The organism is Candidatus Thiodiazotropha sp. AKAK3 (assembly GCF_058244645.1).
On the sequence record NZ_JBSYOQ010000050.1, the window covers coordinates 235,773 to 254,383 of the forward strand.

Here is an 18,611-nt window from a genome sequence, read left to right on the forward strand (position 1 = left end):
GAGAACCTCTGAACAGTTCATGGATCGACATCTTGCCGCCAGAACGGGCTGCTTCTGCATCAATAATCTTCGCTATAGCTGGGTTATTATCTGCAATTCGCGCTTGAATCACCCCATTTTGTTCGGCCCAGACTTATTAAGAGGTTCCATAGCTGTTATCAGCCTATTGTAGGCCTGTTTATAGTGCTCGCACCAATTAGATGCACTGTTTTTTTTGCCGCCTGACCTGTGGCAGTAGTTGTGAGACAATTAGCCGCTTTTTATTTTCAGCTAGTCGTAGATGAACACACAAATATCAAACCACTCCCCTCTCACCCCTGAACTGCCCCGAGCTGCCGGAGAGCGCTTTCAGTGGGGCGGCCTGCGTGGTTGCAGTGCCTCTCTGGCAATTGCCAATACAGCACAGCACTATCAAGGTGTTATTTTAGTTGTAACCCCGGATATGCAGTCGGCAAACCAGCTCGAAACTGAGTTACGCTTCTTTCTTGGTGAAGGGGATATTCCGGTCATCAACTTTCCAGACTGGGAGACCCTGCCTTATGATCTCTTCTCACCACTACCCGAGCTGATATCACAACGACTGCTTACCCTGCAGCAACTGCCCTCTATGAACCGGGGTTTGCTGGTCACACCAGTCTCAACTTTGATGCAGCGGCTGGCGCCACAGCATTTTCTCGATGCCAATTGTCTGCTGATAAAAGCTGGACAGCAGCTAAATATCGAAGAGACCCGGAAACGACTGGAGCATAGCGGTTATCAGTGTGTCTCCCAGGTCTTTTCCCATGGTGAGTTTGCCGTTAGAGGCTCTCTGCTCGACATCTATCCTATGGGTAGCCAGACACCCTACCGAATAGATCTCTTCGATGATGAAATTGACACAATCCGCACTTTTGACCCGGAAACCCAACGTTCACTGGAGAAAGTCAATGCCATCGAGATGCTGCCTGCACGGGAGTTTCCGCTTGATGAATCCGGCATCCAACAATTCCGGCGTAGCTATCGGGTCCAGTTTGAGGGTGACTTACAACAAAGTCTGATCTACCAGGATGTATCAGAAGGCAGAATCCCCAGTGGACTGGAGTACTATCTGCCACTCTTTTTCGAACAGACTGCTACCCTGTTCGACTACCTGCCACAACAACACCTGGTTATCCAATGGGATGATATCAGGCAACAAGCTGACAATTTCTTCGCAGAAGTTGCCAGTCGTTTCGAGGAGCGTCGACATGATATTGAGCGCCCTATCCTGCCACCACAACATATCTACTTGCGGGAAGATGAACTGGTAGCAGAACTGAAACGGGGACAACTGATTACAGTCAGCCGTACTGAGCTTGCACAACGTAGCAAAGGCTATGCTGACCTGATCAACTACCAGACTCAACTGCCACCGCCTGTTGCCTTTCAGGCCCGTAGCAAAACTCCAGCTATCGCTCTCAAACGATTCCTTAAGGATCAGGGAAAACGAACCCTGTTTGTTGCCGAAGGTGCCGGCAGGCGTGAAATGCTTCTTGGAACGCTTCGAGACATCGGCATTCATGCCAAACCTGTCGAGACATGGCATGACTTTCTTGATTGCGATCTCGAAATCGGGCTCTGTGTCGCTCCCCTCGAACAGGGCCTGTGGCTTGAGTCTGCTGGCATTGCGATCATTACCGAAACCCAGCTGTATGGTGAACGGGTACGTCAGCAACGCAGACGACGCAAGGTCAGTCAGGATCCAGATCAAATCGTTCGCAACCTTACCGAGCTTCACGTTGGAGCGCCGGTTGTTCATGAAGATCACGGTGTCGGTCGTTACCTGGGGTTACAAACCCTGGATGTGGGCGGTCAAACCACAGAGTTCCTTACCCTGGAATATGCTCGGGGTGACAAACTTTATGTCCCGGTTGCCTCCCTGCATCTAATCAGTCGTTACGCCGGCGCGTCACCCGAGCATGCTCCTCTACATCGACTGGGTGGAGACCAATGGGAGAAAACCAAGAAAAAAGCGGCCAAACAGATCCGCGATGTTGCCGCTGAGCTGCTGGAGATTTATGCCCGCCGTGCGGCCCGTCAGGGGGTAGCCTTTCCTGCCCCAGATGCAGAGTATCAGGAGTTTGCCGCATCATTCGAGTTCGAGGAGACTCCAGATCAGCACCAGACTATTTCTGCAGTAATAGAGGATATGACCTCCCCTCAGCCTATGGATCGTGTTGTCTGCGGTGATGTGGGTTTTGGTAAAACCGAGGTGGCGATGCGAGCTGCTTTTACTGCTACCCAAGGCAACAAACAGGTCGCAGTATTGGTGCCCACCACCTTATTGGCGCAACAGCACTATCAAAATTTCGCAGATCGTTTTGCCGACTGGCCGGTCAAGGTGGAGAGCCTTTCCCGGTTTCGTACCGGCAAACAACAGCAGGTCGTGTTGGATGGGCTGAAAAGTGGCGTTGTTGATATTGTCATTGGTACCCATAAACTCCTCTCCGAAGGCATACAGTTCAAAAACCTGGGGCTTGTCATCGTTGACGAAGAGCACCGTTTTGGCGTGCGTCATAAAGAGAAACTTAAGGCACTTCGCAGTGAGGTTGACCTGTTGACCCTCACAGCGACTCCGATTCCACGAACCCTGAATATGGCCATGTCGGGTATGCGGGATCTGTCCATCATTGCCACCCCTCCTGCCTTGCGACATCCGGTGAAGACCTTTGTCAGCCAGTGGAGTGACAGCCTGATCAGTGAGGCCTGTCAACGTGAGTTAAAACGTGGCGGTCAGATCTACTTTCTGCACAATGAAGTCAGCACCATCGAAAACATGGCGGAACGGTTGGAAGCACTGTTGCCAGGTGTGCGCCTGCAGGTAGCCCATGGGCAGATGCGGGAACGCCAGCTGGAAGGGATCATGCGTGATTTCTATCATCAGCGCTTCAATCTTTTGGTCTGCACCACTATCGTTGAGAGTGGCATTGACGTGCCCACAGCCAATACCATCATCATCAACCGAGCGGATAAACTTGGCCTGGCACAACTCCATCAGATACGTGGACGCGTTGGACGCTCACACCACCGTGCCTATGCTTATCTGCTGACGCCAGCAACTGAAAGCCTAACATCTGACGCAAAGAAACGCCTGGAAGCCATTGAATCTCTTGAGGATCTTGGAGCTGGATTTACGCTAGCAACCCATGACTTAGAAATCCGTGGCGCCGGTGAGCTGCTGGGAGATGTACAGAGCGGGCAGATACAGGAGATCGGTTTTGCCCTCTACACAGAACTGCTGGAACGGGCTGTGGAAGCACTGAAGTCCGGTCAACAGCCGGAATTGGATCGACCTCTCGATCATGGCACCGAAATTGAACTCAGCATACCGGCACTGCTACCCGAAGACTATCTGCCGGATGTTCACAGCCGTCTGGTGCTCTATAAAAGGATCGCCAGCGCTAAAGACAAAGCAGAGCTACGGGAACTGCAGGTGGAGATGATTGACCGCTTCGGATTGCTTCCAGATGCAGCTAAAAACCTCTTCTCAATCACAGAGCTGAAACTCCGCGCCCATCCTCTTGGAATCAGAAAGATAGAAGCCGGTCCAAAGGGGGCAAGATTGCTGTTCGATGAGAGTCCTAAATTTGATCCAGCTTCGCTGATACGACTGATACAACAGAAACCTCAAGTCTATCGATTTGAGGGTAGTGATAAATTGAGATACCACATACCACTTGAGAATCCTGCCAGTCGCGTTGAAAAGATACACGAGCTGCTCGACAGACTGATAGACTAGGGTCTGTTAACCCCAAATAGATTACTGATTTCAGAGGCATGTCCCACAAACACAAGGTGTTTTTTGTACTATGATCCGCGAGATGTTCGATAAAAAGGAAAAAAATCTCCTCCTTATTCTTGGCTTTCTGCTGATTCTTCCCATGAGTCTGCAGGCAGAATCCAATAGCGGAGAAACGTCCGAACCCTGGTATCAGTTCGAGATCCTGGTATTTCGTCGTATAGCACCAGGTGCCGGGGGTACTGAAGCCTGGGAATTTGACCCAGGCATACCAGATCAAGAAGGCAGCGTACGGCTTACTCGAGGTCCTCTCACACAGGGGAACAAACCGATTGCCTATCGCGCACTACCTGCAGTGGAGAAGAGCCTGACTGAGGCCTGGAGCATTATGCGTAGATCGAGGGACTATCGGCCGCTATACCATATCGCCTGGCGTCAGCCCGTTACTCATCCTGATCGAGCCACACCACTCTATTTCAGTTTAAAACCGAAAAGTAACTCCGCATTCGATGAGCCCCTACCAAGACTGGAAGGTCGCATTAAATTTGGTGTGAAACGCTATCTTCACCTGGAGACCGATATCCTATTGAGAGCTGAGAACAGCAACTCACTTTCTGAGGAGGGCTATGGCCCCAGTTTTCGTAGCTATCGGATGCAGGACAAACGTCGTATGCGCAGTGGTAAATTGCACTATCTGGATCACCCCGTCCTAGGTGTTCTGGCTATAGCAAAGCGCTATGAAATGCCTGTTCCTGAAGTTGTTGAACCACCAGCTGTTCAAGCCGTGCCGATGGAGGCAGAAAAGACTCAACAGAGCGAGCAGTAGTGTTATCGCCACGCCACATCCGCCACTATTTACTGTTACATTTTTACGGATTTCACCGGCAGACCTTCGGCTAAAGGCTAAGGTAGCCTGGATGGAGTGTAACGGAATCCGGGGTAGTTTCGTGCGTTGCTCTTCCCGGATTCCGTTGCACTCCATCCAGGCTACGGTGTGGTAGTAATCGTTGGGATCAAATGTAAGGTTTGCTTAATTAATCAACCCTTTACTGTTTATCATAGACAGCAGAACCTTTATCGGTTTTTCACATGTTTTCCAATTTGAGACGCCATATGTTCTGCCAATCGACTCACTGCCCGATTGGCAGCCTCGACACCCGCTTCAACCCCTCCGGAAAAGGCTTCTTGCAGGGTTATTTGCTGCATCTCTACAATCTCACTGGCATGACCTTCTATCAGACTCCAGAGCGCCTGTATAACCACCTTATCACCCACCCTATCGAAACGTTGGATTGAAAGCGTCAATTCATAGTCTGGACTTATACCTTGTTGCCAGGGATAGGTGATCACCTGCATCGTCTTGAGCTGCTGTTGTAATCGATCACTTACCACACGCTGTAAATTATCTTGCAGAGATCCTGCCCACTGGTCAAAGTCATAGAGTTCCAACCGATGTCCAGAACGACGTTCAACAATCTGAGGTCGATCCAGATAGCCGGCCAATACCACAGAGGAAACACCTATTTGGACAACACCGGGCCGAGGTTTCAGATCAACCATCTCAGGGTTGGCTTCACCGCTATCCAAACGATAAAAGCGCGTAGGCTGTGATGGGCTGGCGCAGCCTACCAGACTGGCTACGACCAGCGTCGTAACAATCCGTTTTGTGATCCCCCAACATTTCATATGATTACTGTTTCCCACGTAGTAATGCCTCCGGATGGCGTTCAAGATATTCAGACATGATGCGTATCGACCGCGCCGCACTCCCCAGTTCACGCAGAGTCATGGTGAGCTGACTCATCAGTTCCGAATCCTGATTCAGGACCTGATCAGCGGACTTTGCCGTATCACCGACCTGTCTTAAGGTTGAATCCCATCGAGAGAAGGCCGATGAGAGTTTCTTATCCGTGGTTGCGATCAATGTCTGTGTCTCTTTTGCGGTGTCCGCCACATCAGAGATCATCGCACGAGCCTCAACCAGGGTTGCATTGCTGTTATTCAGCAGCACAGGAGCCTCTTCAACAAGTAGTTGACTCACTTTATCCAATCTTTCAGTTATCTGAGATAGAGAAGTGATCAGATTTTTAAGCCCACCATGATCCATCATCCCATCGATGCTATCCAGAATCTCCGACAGCCGTTGTGTTATTCGCTCAACCGGTATCTTATCAATCGCGGTTGCCAGCTTTTCCATGCTGGATTGAATGGTGGGTATCTCAGGATAGCTATCATCCTCATTGACCAGTCTGATTGGCGTATCTGGCATGAAATCCAGTTCGATCTCCAATCTACCTGTGACCAGGCTTTGTAGATTCAATCTGGCTCTGAGTCCTTGCTGGATCAGCTTATTCAGTTCCAATATACCACTTTGATCGGTTACCACCCCTTCCACTTCGACTCGAGAATCCTCTATACCAATCACAACTGGAATCCTGAACTCCTGTGACTCATGAAAATAGGTAATCGACATCGATTCGACCTCTCCTACCTTTACCCCACGGAAGTTCACAGGCGAACCAACCTGCAACCCCTTCACGTCCCCTTCGAAGTAGAGAATGAATAGCGTAGGCTTTTTAGCCAGGGAGCCATTTGAGAGAAGAAACAGAGAACCTAGCCCCAGCACCAATGTCGCCAAGACGAAGCTTCCAATAAGGGTTGGGCTAATCTTCGATTGCATGATAGTGGTTTGCCTCTGAATCACCCCGGGTCAGAAATTCTCTAACCCTGGGGTCTTCGGTCTGAGCTAAAAGTTCTACTGGATTACCTTGTGCAATCATGGTTTTGCACTCCGGATCAAGAAATACTGAATCATTTCCTATTGCAAATATGCTCGCCAACTCATGGGTCACAACAACAACGGTAGTGCCCAGGGAATCACTCAACTCCATGATCAGGTCATCTAGACGTCTCGCACTAACCGGATCCAGACCTGCGGAAGGTTCATCGAAAAACAGCAGTTCAGGGTCTAGCGCCATGGCGCGAGCCAGTCCGGCACGTTTCTGCATACCACCACTGATCTCAGATGGGTAGTAATCCTCGAAACCTTTCAATCCCACCAGGGAGAGTTTAAACGAAGACAACTCACTCACTTCAGCGACAGACAATTCGGTGTAAGTTCGCAGTGGTAGAGAGATATTCTCAGCCAGGGTCATATGAGACCAGAGGGCACCGGACTGGTATAGAACCCCCATTCTACGCATGATCTGTTGGCGATCCTGGAGGTCAAGATCCCAGAAGGATTGCGCCTGATAGTGTATTTTTCCCTGTGCTGGCTTTTTCAGCCCTACCAAATGGCGTAAAAGGGTACTTTTGCCACATCCACTCCCCCCCATGATAATGAACACATCACCACGCCGGATAGTGAAATTCAGATCCCTTTGAATGACAAAATTGCCATAGGCCATAGTAAGCCCTTCTACCTCGATTAAAGCCTCATCAACGCTCTCATGCTCTGCTTGCAACACCATGCCGATTAAAAACCTAACTGGTTAAAAAGAATGGTGGTAATAGCATCCCATATAACGATCAACAGGATGGCTGTAACCATAGCCGATGTGGTCGCTTTACCTACTGAAGAAGAGTCTTTGCCACTCTGTAAACCTCGTAGACAACCAGACATGGCAATAACGATCGCGAACAGTACACTTTTTATCAGTCCAGCTGCGATATCCTCCCAAGCTATGGCATCTTTGCTCTGTACCAAATACTCCAAAAGTGAAAGATCGAGAATAAAAACCCCCACTAGTAGACCACCAACAATACCGAGAATATCGGCCCAAAGCGTCAGCAGTGGCAACATGATTACCAGAGCCAGAATACGCGGCAGTACCAGAAAATCGATCGCTGATATACCGAAGGTTTTTAGTGCATCAAGCTCATCATTGACCTGCATACTACCCAATTGTGCCGCATAGGCTGATCCAGTACGGCCCGCCATGATGATTGCGGTCATCATCGCTCCCATCTCCCGTACCGAACCCAAGGCAACCAAGTTAGCAACATAGATCTCTGCGCCAAACATCTGCAGTTGTATTGCCCCAACAAAAGCCAGTACGGCCCCAACCAGAATAGCAATCAGACTGACAATCGGCAGGGCTTCCGGGCCTGCAGCCTGAAGAAAGAGATAGAAATCTGTGGAACGGAAACTTGCCTTTCCCCTCAACAACCGAAGAAAGGCGATAACCAGCTCCCCAGCAAAGGTGGTAAAGCTGACAGACTCCCGCCAGGCGGACAAAACGGTATCACCAATACGATACAGCAGGGAAAACTGCTGGCGCCCTCTTCTCGCCCCTTTTCTTTCGGCAACAGCCTGCCCCAAATCCAGCAACCGCTCTATCCCTGATGGCAAGTCACCAGCCTGCAGCCGACACTCATTCTCAGTACAAAAATCGTTCAATTGCTGCAGTAGCGTTAACAGACGGCTATCCCACGAACCAAGATGGTGGGTATTGAGCCGGATCTCATTTAAATCTGTCTGGGAAAGTAGCTGATCCTGCAGCTGTTCCCACCTATAGATATCCGACTGAATAGTCCAATCGCCAAGGAACACCAGCTCTACAATATCAGCTGCAGGAAAAGCTATTTTCAGCGAATCATGGTGCATTGATCAATGTCCATTCTCGACCGAAATAATCAAGTTAAGGAATACCTGAATAAGTCTGGGCCGAACAGATTGTCGAACAAAATGGGGCGACTCAAGGTACGTATTTCTCATAATAGCCCAGCCATTGTTAGAATTCGCAACGCTGTAGCAGCCGTTTTGGCAGCAAGATATTGGCCCATGACTTGTTCAGAGGTTGCTTCAACACATCAATATCATATCCCGGGTTTGCTGGATAGCCCACAATGATCCATATTATGGAATCATAATGAACGGTTCAGATATTTCTACTCGAGTCGATGTAGATAGAGCTGCCACAAATAAAACAGAATGGTTGAAGCCATGTCTAATGACCCCAAAATCAGCGGAAATCACGGCAAAGCTCTAATTGTCGAGGACGAAATCACCAACAGGATGATTTTAAAAAAGCTGTTACAAAAACATGGTTATGAGGTAATCGAAGCGGAAAACGGCATTGAAGCTGTGGCATATTTTGAACAGCAACAACCCGATATCGTCTTCATGGATGTCATGATGCCGGAAATGGATGGCTATGAGGCAACCACTCAAATCAAACAAAAAGCGGGTGACCACTTTGTGCCCATAATATTTCTCACAGCCATGCAAGATGAGAAAGCCCTGGCTCGTTGTGTCGAAGTCGGGGGAGATGACTTTTTATCAAAACCTTATAGTTTTACGGTTCTTTCCGCAAAAGTGAAAGCAATGGAGCGTATTCGCATCCTGCAGCAAGATACTCGTATGCTCTACAGTAGAATGCAGAGGGACGAAGAGATCGCTGAACAAGTCTTCAGTGGCGCAGTAGTTGCTGATAATGTTGCACTTGATCAAATCCATAGTCTGCTAAAACCCGCCAGCGTATTCAGTGGTGACCTGCTACTCACAGCGTTCGCGCCATCTCACGATCTATACGTCTTATTAGGTGACTTCACCGGACACGGACTGGCATCTGCGTTGGGTGCATTACCGACCTCTGAGGCCTTCCGCTCTATGACTGCGAAGGGGTTTGCGCCACAGCAGATTCTTCAAGCCATTAATAACAAGCTCTACAGTTTACTCCCTACCGGGATGTTTATGGCTACCCAGTTTGTAAAGATAGACAGTCAGCTCGACCATATAACCATCATCAATTGTGGCATGCCTGATTGCTATCTGATTGAAAAAGATAGTCGTCGCGTCAAACAGAAAATCGTTTCCCAGTCACTTCCGCTGGGAATATCACCCAATATCGATATGAAGGGTGAATTCCATGTACTGCGAGTCGATGAAGGCGACCGAATCATGCTCGCAACCGATGGTGTGACTGAAGCACGTAATCCCCAGGGTGAGCTATATGGCCAGGCGAGATATTCTGAATCTATCAGCAACAGCATCAAGCATAACTACATTCTGGAAAAGTTGGAGCAGGATCTGCATAACTTCTGCAAAGACGCAGCCCAGGACGATGATATCAGCGTGGTCGAGGTACCATTGGTTAGAGAGATATTTCCAAGCTGGGGATCGGCTTCAGATTACAGTTCGCTTCAAAACGGCTATCCAGATGCTCTTTTAAAAGAGCATCCCGACTGTGTTGAATTCGAGTTTACGCTTTATGGCACACAACTTCGCCAGGCAGATCCTATACCTATCCTGATCAACTCAATACAGGAAACTGCAGGACTCCACGAACACAGACGTCCTCTTTACACAATTCTGACAGAACTCTATGTCAATGCACTTGATCATGGCGTACTCAAGCTGGAATCAAGTCTTAAACAGGGTGAGAACGGTTTTACTGACTATTTTCAACAGAGAGAAGAGCGTTTGAGTAATATATCCCAAGGTTGTGTCAGATTAAATCTGAGGATTCATAGCCAGGATGACGGCGGTTATATCATCATCACCATTGAAGACAGTGGCACTGGATTTGATTACAAAAACCATGTAACTGAAATTACCGACGACCAACTATATAGTGGGCGTGGTTTAAAACTGGTTGAATCTCTGTGCAAGCAACTACACTTTTTTGAACCGGGTAACAAGGCCGAAGCCATCTATACCTGGAAGCATACTGAATAGAGGCATGGCTGGTAATGAACTTTTCATTTTAGTCATTACATGATCTATAGTGACAAATAATAATAGAGTTTTTACACCCAGATTAACCAAAGGTTCCCAAGAAGCCAGAATAGTACAATCATGGAAAGTGACCAATTTACTCCACTATGATCTACTGATCTGATAGTCTCTCAGCATGGCTAAAACACTCATTATAGACAGTAACGATCATACCCGTGCGCCCTTCCTGCGGGGCATATTGACTCGTTCCTTAACTGATTCAGGATTATCCTTCGAGACAGCCTATCAACTCTCATCAGAGATCAGGCAGCAGATCAGTGGAAAAGATGAAATCTCAAGCCGCGACCTGCGTAAGTTGGTACTAAAAAAGCTCGAGCAACTTGAACAGCATGAGGTAATTGAGAATTACGAAAGCATCGCACCCTCAACCACTGAAATTATGGTTACCGACCGGAAGGGTAACGCTCGCCCCTTTTCAATTATCGAACACAGACAAACATTGGAATCAACCGGCCTGAGTAACGATAAAGCTGCTTTGATCTCCCAGGCCATCTATCTGGATCTGTTGGAATCCTTCCAGGATGGCGTTACTAGTAGCACTGTAGGCAAACTGACCTATGAGAATTTAAAACAACGCTATGGCAAGCAGGCAGCTAACAACTATCTGGTATGGGTCGACTATAAGCACTCCAAGCGCCCACTGATCATATTAATTGGTGGGGCCACCGGTTGTGGCAAGAGTACCATTGCCACAGAAGTCGCTCATCGACTCAATATCATTCGTACCCAATCGACCGACATGCTGCGGGAAGTAATGCGCATGATGATCCCGCAGCGATTGATGCCGGAACTGCACTCTTCATCCTTTAATGCCTGGCGTAAAACACTTGGGCAGCATGAACACGAAGAGAGCAGCGAAGAGATGATGATTCATGGCTATCTGCATCAATCCGAACTGGTTTCGGTGCCCTGTGAAGCGGTAGTGCAGAGGGCTTTGCGAGAGCGGGTCTCATTGATCCTTGAAGGTGTCCATGTGACACCAACACTGTTCAATCGATTTCGTGAAAATGAAGACGCGGTGATCGTGCCAATCATGTTGGCAGTATTAAAACAAAACCAGCTGAAACACAGACTCAGAGATCGAGGGATCTCCGCCCCTGAGCGGAGTGAAATGAGTAACTATCTTTCGAATTTCGAATCAATCTGGATGTTACAGACCCATCTGCTTTCCGAAGCTGACAATCACTCAGTCTCAATCATCTCCAATGACAACAAAGATCTTGCTACAGACAATATCATGCGCTTGATAATTAGGGTGTTAGAGCAAAATTTTCATGCTAAAGTGACCGATGTATTTGGTGTTGACGAGGATCAGTCGACAACAAAAGAGTAATAACAAAACTGCAATGACATCCCCCCTATTCGGCAGAGGTTATTTGACTTGATAGCGACCCGCAAAGGCCTGATGATTGTCCTCGATGGCCTGGGAGACAGGGGTATCCCCTCATTTGGAGGAAAAACCCCCCTAGAGGTAGCGCAGACAGCAAACATGGATAGTCTAGCCAGTGCTGGTCAGTGTGGCTTGGTCGACCCCCTCTTTCCAGGTATGCCGGTAGGAACACACACCGGTTTCTGTCCGTTGTTTGGCCTATCCCAGGAGCAGACGGTTCAATTGGCCAGAGGTCCTGTGGAAGCGTCTGGTGTCGGATTCGACAAGAGCGATCAGGCACTCTACTTCCGATGTAATTTTGCAACACTGAAAAAAGCTGGTGAGCAATTTCATATTCTCGATCGACGTGCCGGGCGTATCAATCAGGGCACCGAAGCCCTGGCCTCAGCATTGGGGCAACTGGATCTCGGTGAGGGCATCACAGCCACACTCCATCCCGCAACTCAACATAGGGCTGTTCTGCAACTGAGAGGAGAAGGGCTTTCTCATGATGTGAGTAATACAGATCCAGGAAACCACTTTCATACCAAGGGATTACTCTCCTGCCAGGCCAACGCCCCTGCCGACCCTGGCGCAGAAAGGACTGCCCGTGCCATGAATCGGCTGATAGATATCGTGCATGAGAAACTGGAACCTCATCCGATCAATCAGAGCCGCGTAAATAGTGGCCTGCCGCCAGCAAATGGCCTCATCTGTCGCAGCCCAGGCAAGCTTCCAAAAATCAAATCCCTGATAAAATACTTAAAGCTACAAGCAGCAATCATTTCGGGTGAAAGAACTGTACTCGGATTAGGTAAGTTACTGGGTTACAAATTGTATGAGGATCGTCGTTTCACAGGCACTGCCGATACCGATCTCAATGCCAAAGTAGCTACAGTTTTGAAAGCATTGGAGAAACATGACCTTGTCTATCTTCATATCAAGGCAACTGATATCGTCTCGCATGACACGGATGCAAATGGTAAACGGGAGATATTGTTAAAAATCGATGATGCAATTACACCGTTGATCAATGATGAATTGGTAATCGGCATCACTGCAGACCATAGCACCGATAGTAACACCGGCCGACACACTGGAGATCCTGTTCCCAGCCTGATCTACAACCCCTGGGGCAGGAGAGATGCCTGCAAGGAATTTAGCGAAACCGAGTGCACAAGAGGCGGCCTTGGCAGAATTAACAGTTTCGGATTTCTTCTGACATTTCTCGACCAGATGAATCAACTGGAAAATTTCAGGCCGAAAGACAGTACATATATTTTTTGACAGCTACATAAGATATTCCACTATTGCTGAATCAAGGCATATACTTACAGGGCAGCTGATAAAATCTTGAGCAACTGAATGGTGATTGTTGAAACAACCAGCTGCTCATAACCTATCCACCTACACCACTACACACAGCGAACCATGAACAATCCAGAGCCGATGACAGTCCAGCAGGAAGTAGATGCCGATAAGATGGACAGTGAGCAAACCGAATTCGATTTGGAAGATCCCAGCCTATACCTGAACCGGGAACTTACCTGGCTTGCTTTCAACAGCCGGGTTTTGTCTGAGGCATTGAGAGAGAATAACCCTACTCTTGAGCGGGTAAAGTTCCTGGCAATTGTAAGTAATAACCTCGATGAGTTTTTCATGAAACGCATTGGTGGTTTGAAGCAACAGGTGGCTGCAGGCATCAGTCTCCCGAGTATCGATGGCCGAACTCCGATACAACAGCTCGAGGCATGCCACGAAGTGACCCGGGAAATGCAGCAGACTCAGCAGGACATCTACAGGGAGCTACTCGAAGCGCTATCCCTATCGGAGATAACAATTGCAGAGTATAAAGCCCTGGACGCCAGTCAGCAGGAGAGCCTGCGGGAACATTTCCAACAAAATATATTTCCCATGCTCACCCCTCTTGCTATGGATCCCAGCCATCCATTTCCCTTCATTTCAAACCTGACACTCAACCTTCTGGTGACATTGCGATTCCCAGGTGGACATGATCTGCACATGGCCAGGGTCAAGGTCCCTGTAAGCAAGGATGTCTCGTCACGTTTAATCCAGGTCGGAGAAGGTTTCACTTATGTCACACTGGATGATTTGATTGCCAACAACCTGGATATGCTCTTCCCAGGCATGGAGATTCAATCCTGTGATCTGTTCAGGGTTACCCGAAACGCTAATGTTGAGCTCGATCAGGAAGCGGCCAACGACCTGCTTGAAACCATTGAAACTGAGTTACGCGAACGTCATTTTGCTCCAATTGTACGCCTGGAAATATCAGATGGCATGAGCCCGGTGCATCGTGGCATGTTAGCTGCTGAGCTTGGACTCAATGAAGAGCAGGATGTCTATATCATCAAGGGCATGATGGCCCTTTGTGACCTATTCGAGCTGGCCAAGCTGAATCTGCCCGATTTACACGATGCGCCACATCACCCGGTGGACCATCCTCAATTGGCCCATGACAGACGGAATATTTTCCACATCCTCCGTGATCACCAGGGATTACTGTTACAACACCCCTATGAATCATTCAGTACCACGGTCGAGCGTTTTTTACGCACTGCTGCAGAAGACCCCAAAGTACTGGCGATCAAAATGACCCTCTATCGTACATCTGCGGACGGTAATGTACTCGATTCGTTAACCAAGGCTGCCCGTAACGGCAAACAAGTCGCTGTACTGGTCGAGTTGAAGGCACGCTTCGATGAAGCTGCAAATATACGTTGGGCCAGACGCCTGGAGCAGGCAGGCATCCATGTTACCTATGGTGTTCTCGGGCTTAAGACTCACAGCAAGTTGACCATGGTGATTCGCAAAGACTATTCACAATTGCGGCGCTACTACCATATTGGTACAGGTAACTATCATGCAGGAACTGCCCGTCTCTATACTGACCTGGGCTTATTGGGCTGTGACGAAGAGATTGGTATGGACCTCACAGAACAATTCAACTACCTGACAGGCTACTCTCCGCCTCCCAGCTACCGAAAGATTCTCGCTGCCCCCTATAGCCTGAAACAGTCACTGCTGAACAAAATTGAGCGTGAGATCAAGATTCACCAGGAATCTTCAACGGGACACATTCAATTGAAAATGAATGCCTTGGAGGATCATGACATCGTCAGAGCACTCTACCAGGCAACTCAAGCTGGAGTGAAAGTCGAGTTGATCGTACGCGACACCTGCCGCTTCCGTCCTGGTATCAAAGGACTCAGTGAGAGCGGTAGTGTAGTCAGTATCGTGGGACGCTTCCTGGAACACGCCCGAATCACATACTTCCATAACGGAGGAGAGGAAGAGTACTTCATTGGCTCAGCCGATCTCATGCAACGCAACCTGATGCAACGGGTGGAGGTTCTGGTTCCCGTTGAGGCCCCAGCACTCCGTCAAGAACTGCGTTTGATTCTCGATGTCCAGCTGAGTGACAAACAGAATGCCTGGGATATGCAATCAGATGGCAGTTATATTCGCCGGACTCCTGCAGAGGACGATAAATCTCTAAATTGCCAAGAGACCTTGATTGGTGTTGCAGAGCGACGCTTGGAAGCGGCAAAGAAACATCGTGAAAAACGTATGCGTGAAAAGCTGATGACCCATTTCAAGCATCGTGTGAAAAGTCATTCTCAAAATGGCAACAATGCCTGATCATCGGGAGAAGAATCAGTTTTTAAAGAAATGATAGATCGATATGACATCAGGCAGTCGAGGCTTGCTGCTGTAGGAGCAGAGTCTGAGTAGGAAAGGCGAACTCAATACCCTCGCGCTCGAAGGCTTCGTTTATCTCCAGGTTAATCTCCTGCTGTATGTCCATATAGAGGTTATAGTCAGGACCGAGCACATAGTAGACAATCTCGAATACCAACGAGTAGTCGCCATACTTGAAGAAATGGGCGCGATCGAAGCGTGTCTTATCCTGACGCTCGATCGCCTCACGCATGATGCCAGGAATCTTCTTCAGTTGTTCTCGGCCAGTGTCGTAGGTCACACCAATATTAAAGGCAACACGCCGCTCATACATCCGGCCATAGTTGCGCAACCTGCTCTTCAGTAAATCCGAATTTGAAAAGACCAGTTGCTCGCCCGACAGACTACGTACACGGGTGGTCTTCAACCCCACATGTTCAACACTGCCCATATAGTCGTCGACGATCAGGAAATCGCCAACTACGAATGGTTTGTCGATCAGAATGGAAAGAGAAGCGAAGAGGTCGCCCAAAATCGACTGCACTGCCAACGCCACTGCAACACCACCGACCCCAAGACCTGCGATCAGGGCCGTGACATCATAGCCGAGGTTATCGATAGCAAGCAGAAAAACTGCCAGCCAGAGTAGACCGGTGGCAAACATGTTGATGGCATTCAGGGCAGTGACACTGGCTGGATTCTTCTCCAGTTGCCTTTGGCGATAGACCTGAAAACTTAATTTGAGGGCAGTACTGACCCAGATCCCCAGCTGTAGAAACAAGGCGATAACCAGTATCTTACCCAGGATATCAGTGACCCGTGCAGGCAGTTCCACAAAGAGGGAGCCGAGAAAGAGGGAGAGAATCCCCAACAACCACCACTTGGTCTTTTTGATTATCTGCGTGATAACATCATCGATATGGTTGCTGGTCTTCTCCGCAACGTGCGAAAGCTTGCGTCCCAGTATGCTGATAAGCAACTTCAACAGTAAAAATGTCGCGACCACCACCGCAATGGCGATCAACCACATCTCCAATGGCCCGCCTGAAAGGCTGAGGTTCAGTGTCTCCTCAAGAAAGCTCTTTACGACATCGTTCATGCCGTGGATCCTTGCTGTTTGTCGGTTTGATCAGTGGTCAGTGTAAGTTCAAAGAGAATAAGCACACCCTCCCCGTCTGGCAAGACGCAAGAGTGGGTATCTGAGCCCTCTTGTGTGGTGCTTCAACCTGTCGACCCGAGCGTAAAAACACCACAATCCTGAAATCAGGATTCCGTCAGTAGATTCTGGGCCTGGTCAGATTGGTCACTACCGGTTCTGCATAATATGACCTGATGAATACGACGTGTGGAGGCATCTTCAACACGCACCATTAAACCATCCAACTCGAATTTTTCATCCTTGGCTGGAATACGCTCGGTATGCTCCAGTAGCCAGCGATTGATGGTATCGGTGGGCTTACCAGGAATATCTATTGAGAAAAACTCTTCCACTACACGCAATTCAGCAGTGCCTTTGACGAGGATCTTATCCTTATTAAGCACCATGATGTCATCGGGTTTCTCGTCACTTTCGTCGTAGATTTCTCCCACCAGCTCTTCAAGCATATCTTCCAGTGAGATGACACCTACCATCGCCCCATGTTCATCAACAACCACGGCCAAATGAGTGCTTTTGTTTTTAAGTGTTCGAATCAGTTCATCAATTGGCGTTATTGATGAAGTGAATAGAGGCTCTTGACCCAGTGTTGAGAGTTCAACATCCAACTCATCCTTGACGATGTACCCAATCATGTCTCTTAAAATGATAACATTGACAATCTCATCAGGATCGTCTCGGAAAACCGGTATACGGGAGTAGCTTTGATTCAAAATATCCGGAAGCGTGTCTCTGAGTGTACGCCGGCCATCCAGACGAAACACCTGTCTTCTGGGTGTCATGACATCTTCAGCCTTGAGATCATTGAAATTGAAGATACGCTCAATCATCTCTCGTTCACCAGTATCAATGACACCCTCTTCTTCACCGTGCTCAATAAGGGTTATCACTTCAGATTCCGTGATCAGAGGATCATCCATCGCATTAGTCGAAGATTGTACCCAGTTGGTAAATTGCAGAAACAACCATACCAGCGGATAGATTGTTCGCATAAATCCGTAGATGAGGGGAGCGATCGCAAGGGATATGCGTTCAGAAAAACGTGTCGCCAGGCTCTTTGGTGTAATCTCTCCAAAGATAAGAATTACAATCGTCAGTACACCGACGGCAATACCTGGGCCAGTCTCCCCGAAATAGTCAGTTGCGATCACTGTCGCTATCGCAGAAGCGGCTATATTGACTACATTATTACCGATCAAAATCGTGATCAGCATGCGGCTGGGATCTTTCTTCAGAATGTAGAGGGCATGAGCACCTCTTCTACCCTCCTTGTACAATGACTCGGCACGAGCCATCGATAGGGACACTAACGCTGTTTCTGAACCGGAGAAAACGCCCGACAGCACGAGCAATACAACCAAAATAAGGTAACTTTCCACTAAGTTTCTTTAAAAAATACGCCAGACACGGCCTAGTAGTGGATTATCTCTGTTGAGGCGTGGAATCACAAGTCATCCCAGCACTTTTTTAAGACTGCCTGCTTAGCGGAATAACTGAAAGAGACCTATAATTATATTTTCTTATTAACTATCAATTTGTTAATAAAATTTCTTAAAGTTAAATATATGAAAAGACCAAGTGAAAATCCAACTCTTTTATTGGCCAATCTCTGCCAGTCAAACTGGCCGAACAGGAGCCCCAATAACAACTGAGCAAGTTGGCATATATGATTTAGAATACGCTTACATATGATGGCCAAAAAATCTAAAATGCCAATTTCCATATACAACCAGCCATTGACCAGGCGATTGAAATTCAAAGCATCGAACAACAGAAAACTATAGTGTTGCAACTTCATCTTTTTCGGTAGGAAGACACGATTAAGCGATATTCAAATAGTGTGCTCTACAATTCCTGGAATGGATCTGTATAGACAGACACTGATCAC

At 48.2% G+C, this 18,611-nt stretch carries 12 protein-coding genes; 6 read left to right on the forward strand and 6 right to left on the reverse strand.

The window, feature by feature from the left end:
• Window positions 1-280: 280 nt before the first annotated feature.
• Together mfd and AC4IE7_RS11450 are read left to right on the forward strand one after the other, a co-directional pair.
• Window positions 281-3,757 carry a transcription-repair coupling factor gene (gene mfd, locus AC4IE7_RS11445; RefSeq protein ID WP_490776976.1) on the forward strand — a complete coding sequence of 1,159 codons (3,477 nt, stop codon included), beginning with the start codon at window positions 281-283 and terminating at the stop codon, window positions 3,755-3,757.
• An 82-nt stretch (window positions 3,758-3,839) separates the two neighbouring features.
• Window positions 3,840-4,583: a CsiV family protein gene (locus tag AC4IE7_RS11450; RefSeq protein WP_490776977.1), complete on the forward strand. Its 744-nt coding sequence runs from the start codon at window positions 3,840-3,842 to the stop codon at window positions 4,581-4,583.
• 248 nt (window positions 4,584-4,831) lie between these two features.
• Here AC4IE7_RS11450 and AC4IE7_RS11455 read toward each other — a convergent pair whose 3' ends face one another.
• Genes AC4IE7_RS11455 through AC4IE7_RS11470 form a run of 4 tightly spaced genes read right to left on the reverse strand, consistent with a single transcriptional unit; the run spans window position 4,832 to window position 8,363 of the window.
• On the reverse strand, window positions 4,832-5,443 hold the full coding sequence (locus AC4IE7_RS11455) for a PqiC family protein (protein WP_490776978.1): 612 nt from the start codon (window positions 5,441-5,443) through the stop codon (window positions 4,832-4,834).
• Between the two features lie 4 nt (window positions 5,444-5,447).
• On the reverse strand, window positions 5,448-6,437 hold the full coding sequence (locus AC4IE7_RS11460; protein WP_490776979.1) for an MlaD family protein: 990 nt from the start codon (window positions 6,435-6,437) through the stop codon (window positions 5,448-5,450).
• Window positions 6,421-7,227 (reverse strand): ABC transporter ATP-binding protein, encoded by an 807-nt coding sequence (locus tag AC4IE7_RS11465; RefSeq protein WP_490776980.1) that lies wholly within the window; start codon window positions 7,225-7,227, stop codon window positions 6,421-6,423. Before AC4IE7_RS11465 ends, AC4IE7_RS11460 begins: the two co-directional genes overlap by 17 nt.
• 5 nt (window positions 7,228-7,232) lie before the next feature.
• Window positions 7,233-8,363: an MlaE family ABC transporter permease gene (locus AC4IE7_RS11470; RefSeq protein WP_490776981.1), complete on the reverse strand. Its 1,131-nt coding sequence runs from the start codon at window positions 8,361-8,363 to the stop codon at window positions 7,233-7,235.
• Window positions 8,364-8,702: 339 nt separating this feature from the next.
• Here AC4IE7_RS11470 and AC4IE7_RS11475 point away from each other — a divergent pair, with 339 nt between their 5' ends.
• From AC4IE7_RS11475 to ppk1, 4 genes are all read left to right on the forward strand, one after another.
• Window positions 8,703-10,436, forward strand: coding sequence for an ATP-binding SpoIIE family protein phosphatase (locus AC4IE7_RS11475; RefSeq protein ID WP_490776982.1), 1,734 nt, complete (start codon window positions 8,703-8,705; stop codon window positions 10,434-10,436).
• Window positions 10,437-10,611: 175 nt separating this feature from the next.
• Window positions 10,612-11,829: a hypothetical protein gene (locus tag AC4IE7_RS11480; protein ID WP_490776983.1), complete on the forward strand. Its 1,218-nt coding sequence runs from the start codon at window positions 10,612-10,614 to the stop codon at window positions 11,827-11,829.
• Window positions 11,830-11,877: 48 nt separating this feature from the next.
• Window positions 11,878-13,152: a 2,3-bisphosphoglycerate-independent phosphoglycerate mutase gene (gene apgM / locus AC4IE7_RS11485; RefSeq protein ID WP_490776984.1), complete on the forward strand. Its 1,275-nt coding sequence runs from the start codon at window positions 11,878-11,880 to the stop codon at window positions 13,150-13,152.
• Between the two features lie 162 nt (window positions 13,153-13,314).
• Window positions 13,315-15,528, forward strand: a complete 2,214-nt coding sequence (gene ppk1 / locus AC4IE7_RS11490) for a polyphosphate kinase 1 (RefSeq protein WP_490777041.1) — start codon at window positions 13,315-13,317, stop codon at window positions 15,526-15,528.
• Window positions 15,529-15,577: 49 nt separating this feature from the next.
• On the opposite strand, the gene AC4IE7_RS11495 is transcribed toward ppk1, so the two are convergent.
• Both AC4IE7_RS11495 and AC4IE7_RS11500 read right to left on the reverse strand, forming a co-directional pair.
• Entirely contained in the window at window positions 15,578-16,666 is a 1,089-nt protein-coding gene (locus AC4IE7_RS11495) for a mechanosensitive ion channel family protein (protein WP_490776985.1), read from the reverse strand.
• A 164-nt stretch (window positions 16,667-16,830) separates the two neighbouring features.
• Complete coding sequence (locus tag AC4IE7_RS11500; protein WP_490776986.1) at window positions 16,831-18,102, reverse strand: hemolysin family protein; 1,272 nt, start codon at window positions 18,100-18,102, stop codon at window positions 16,831-16,833.
• Window positions 18,103-18,611: the final 509 nt, after the last annotated feature.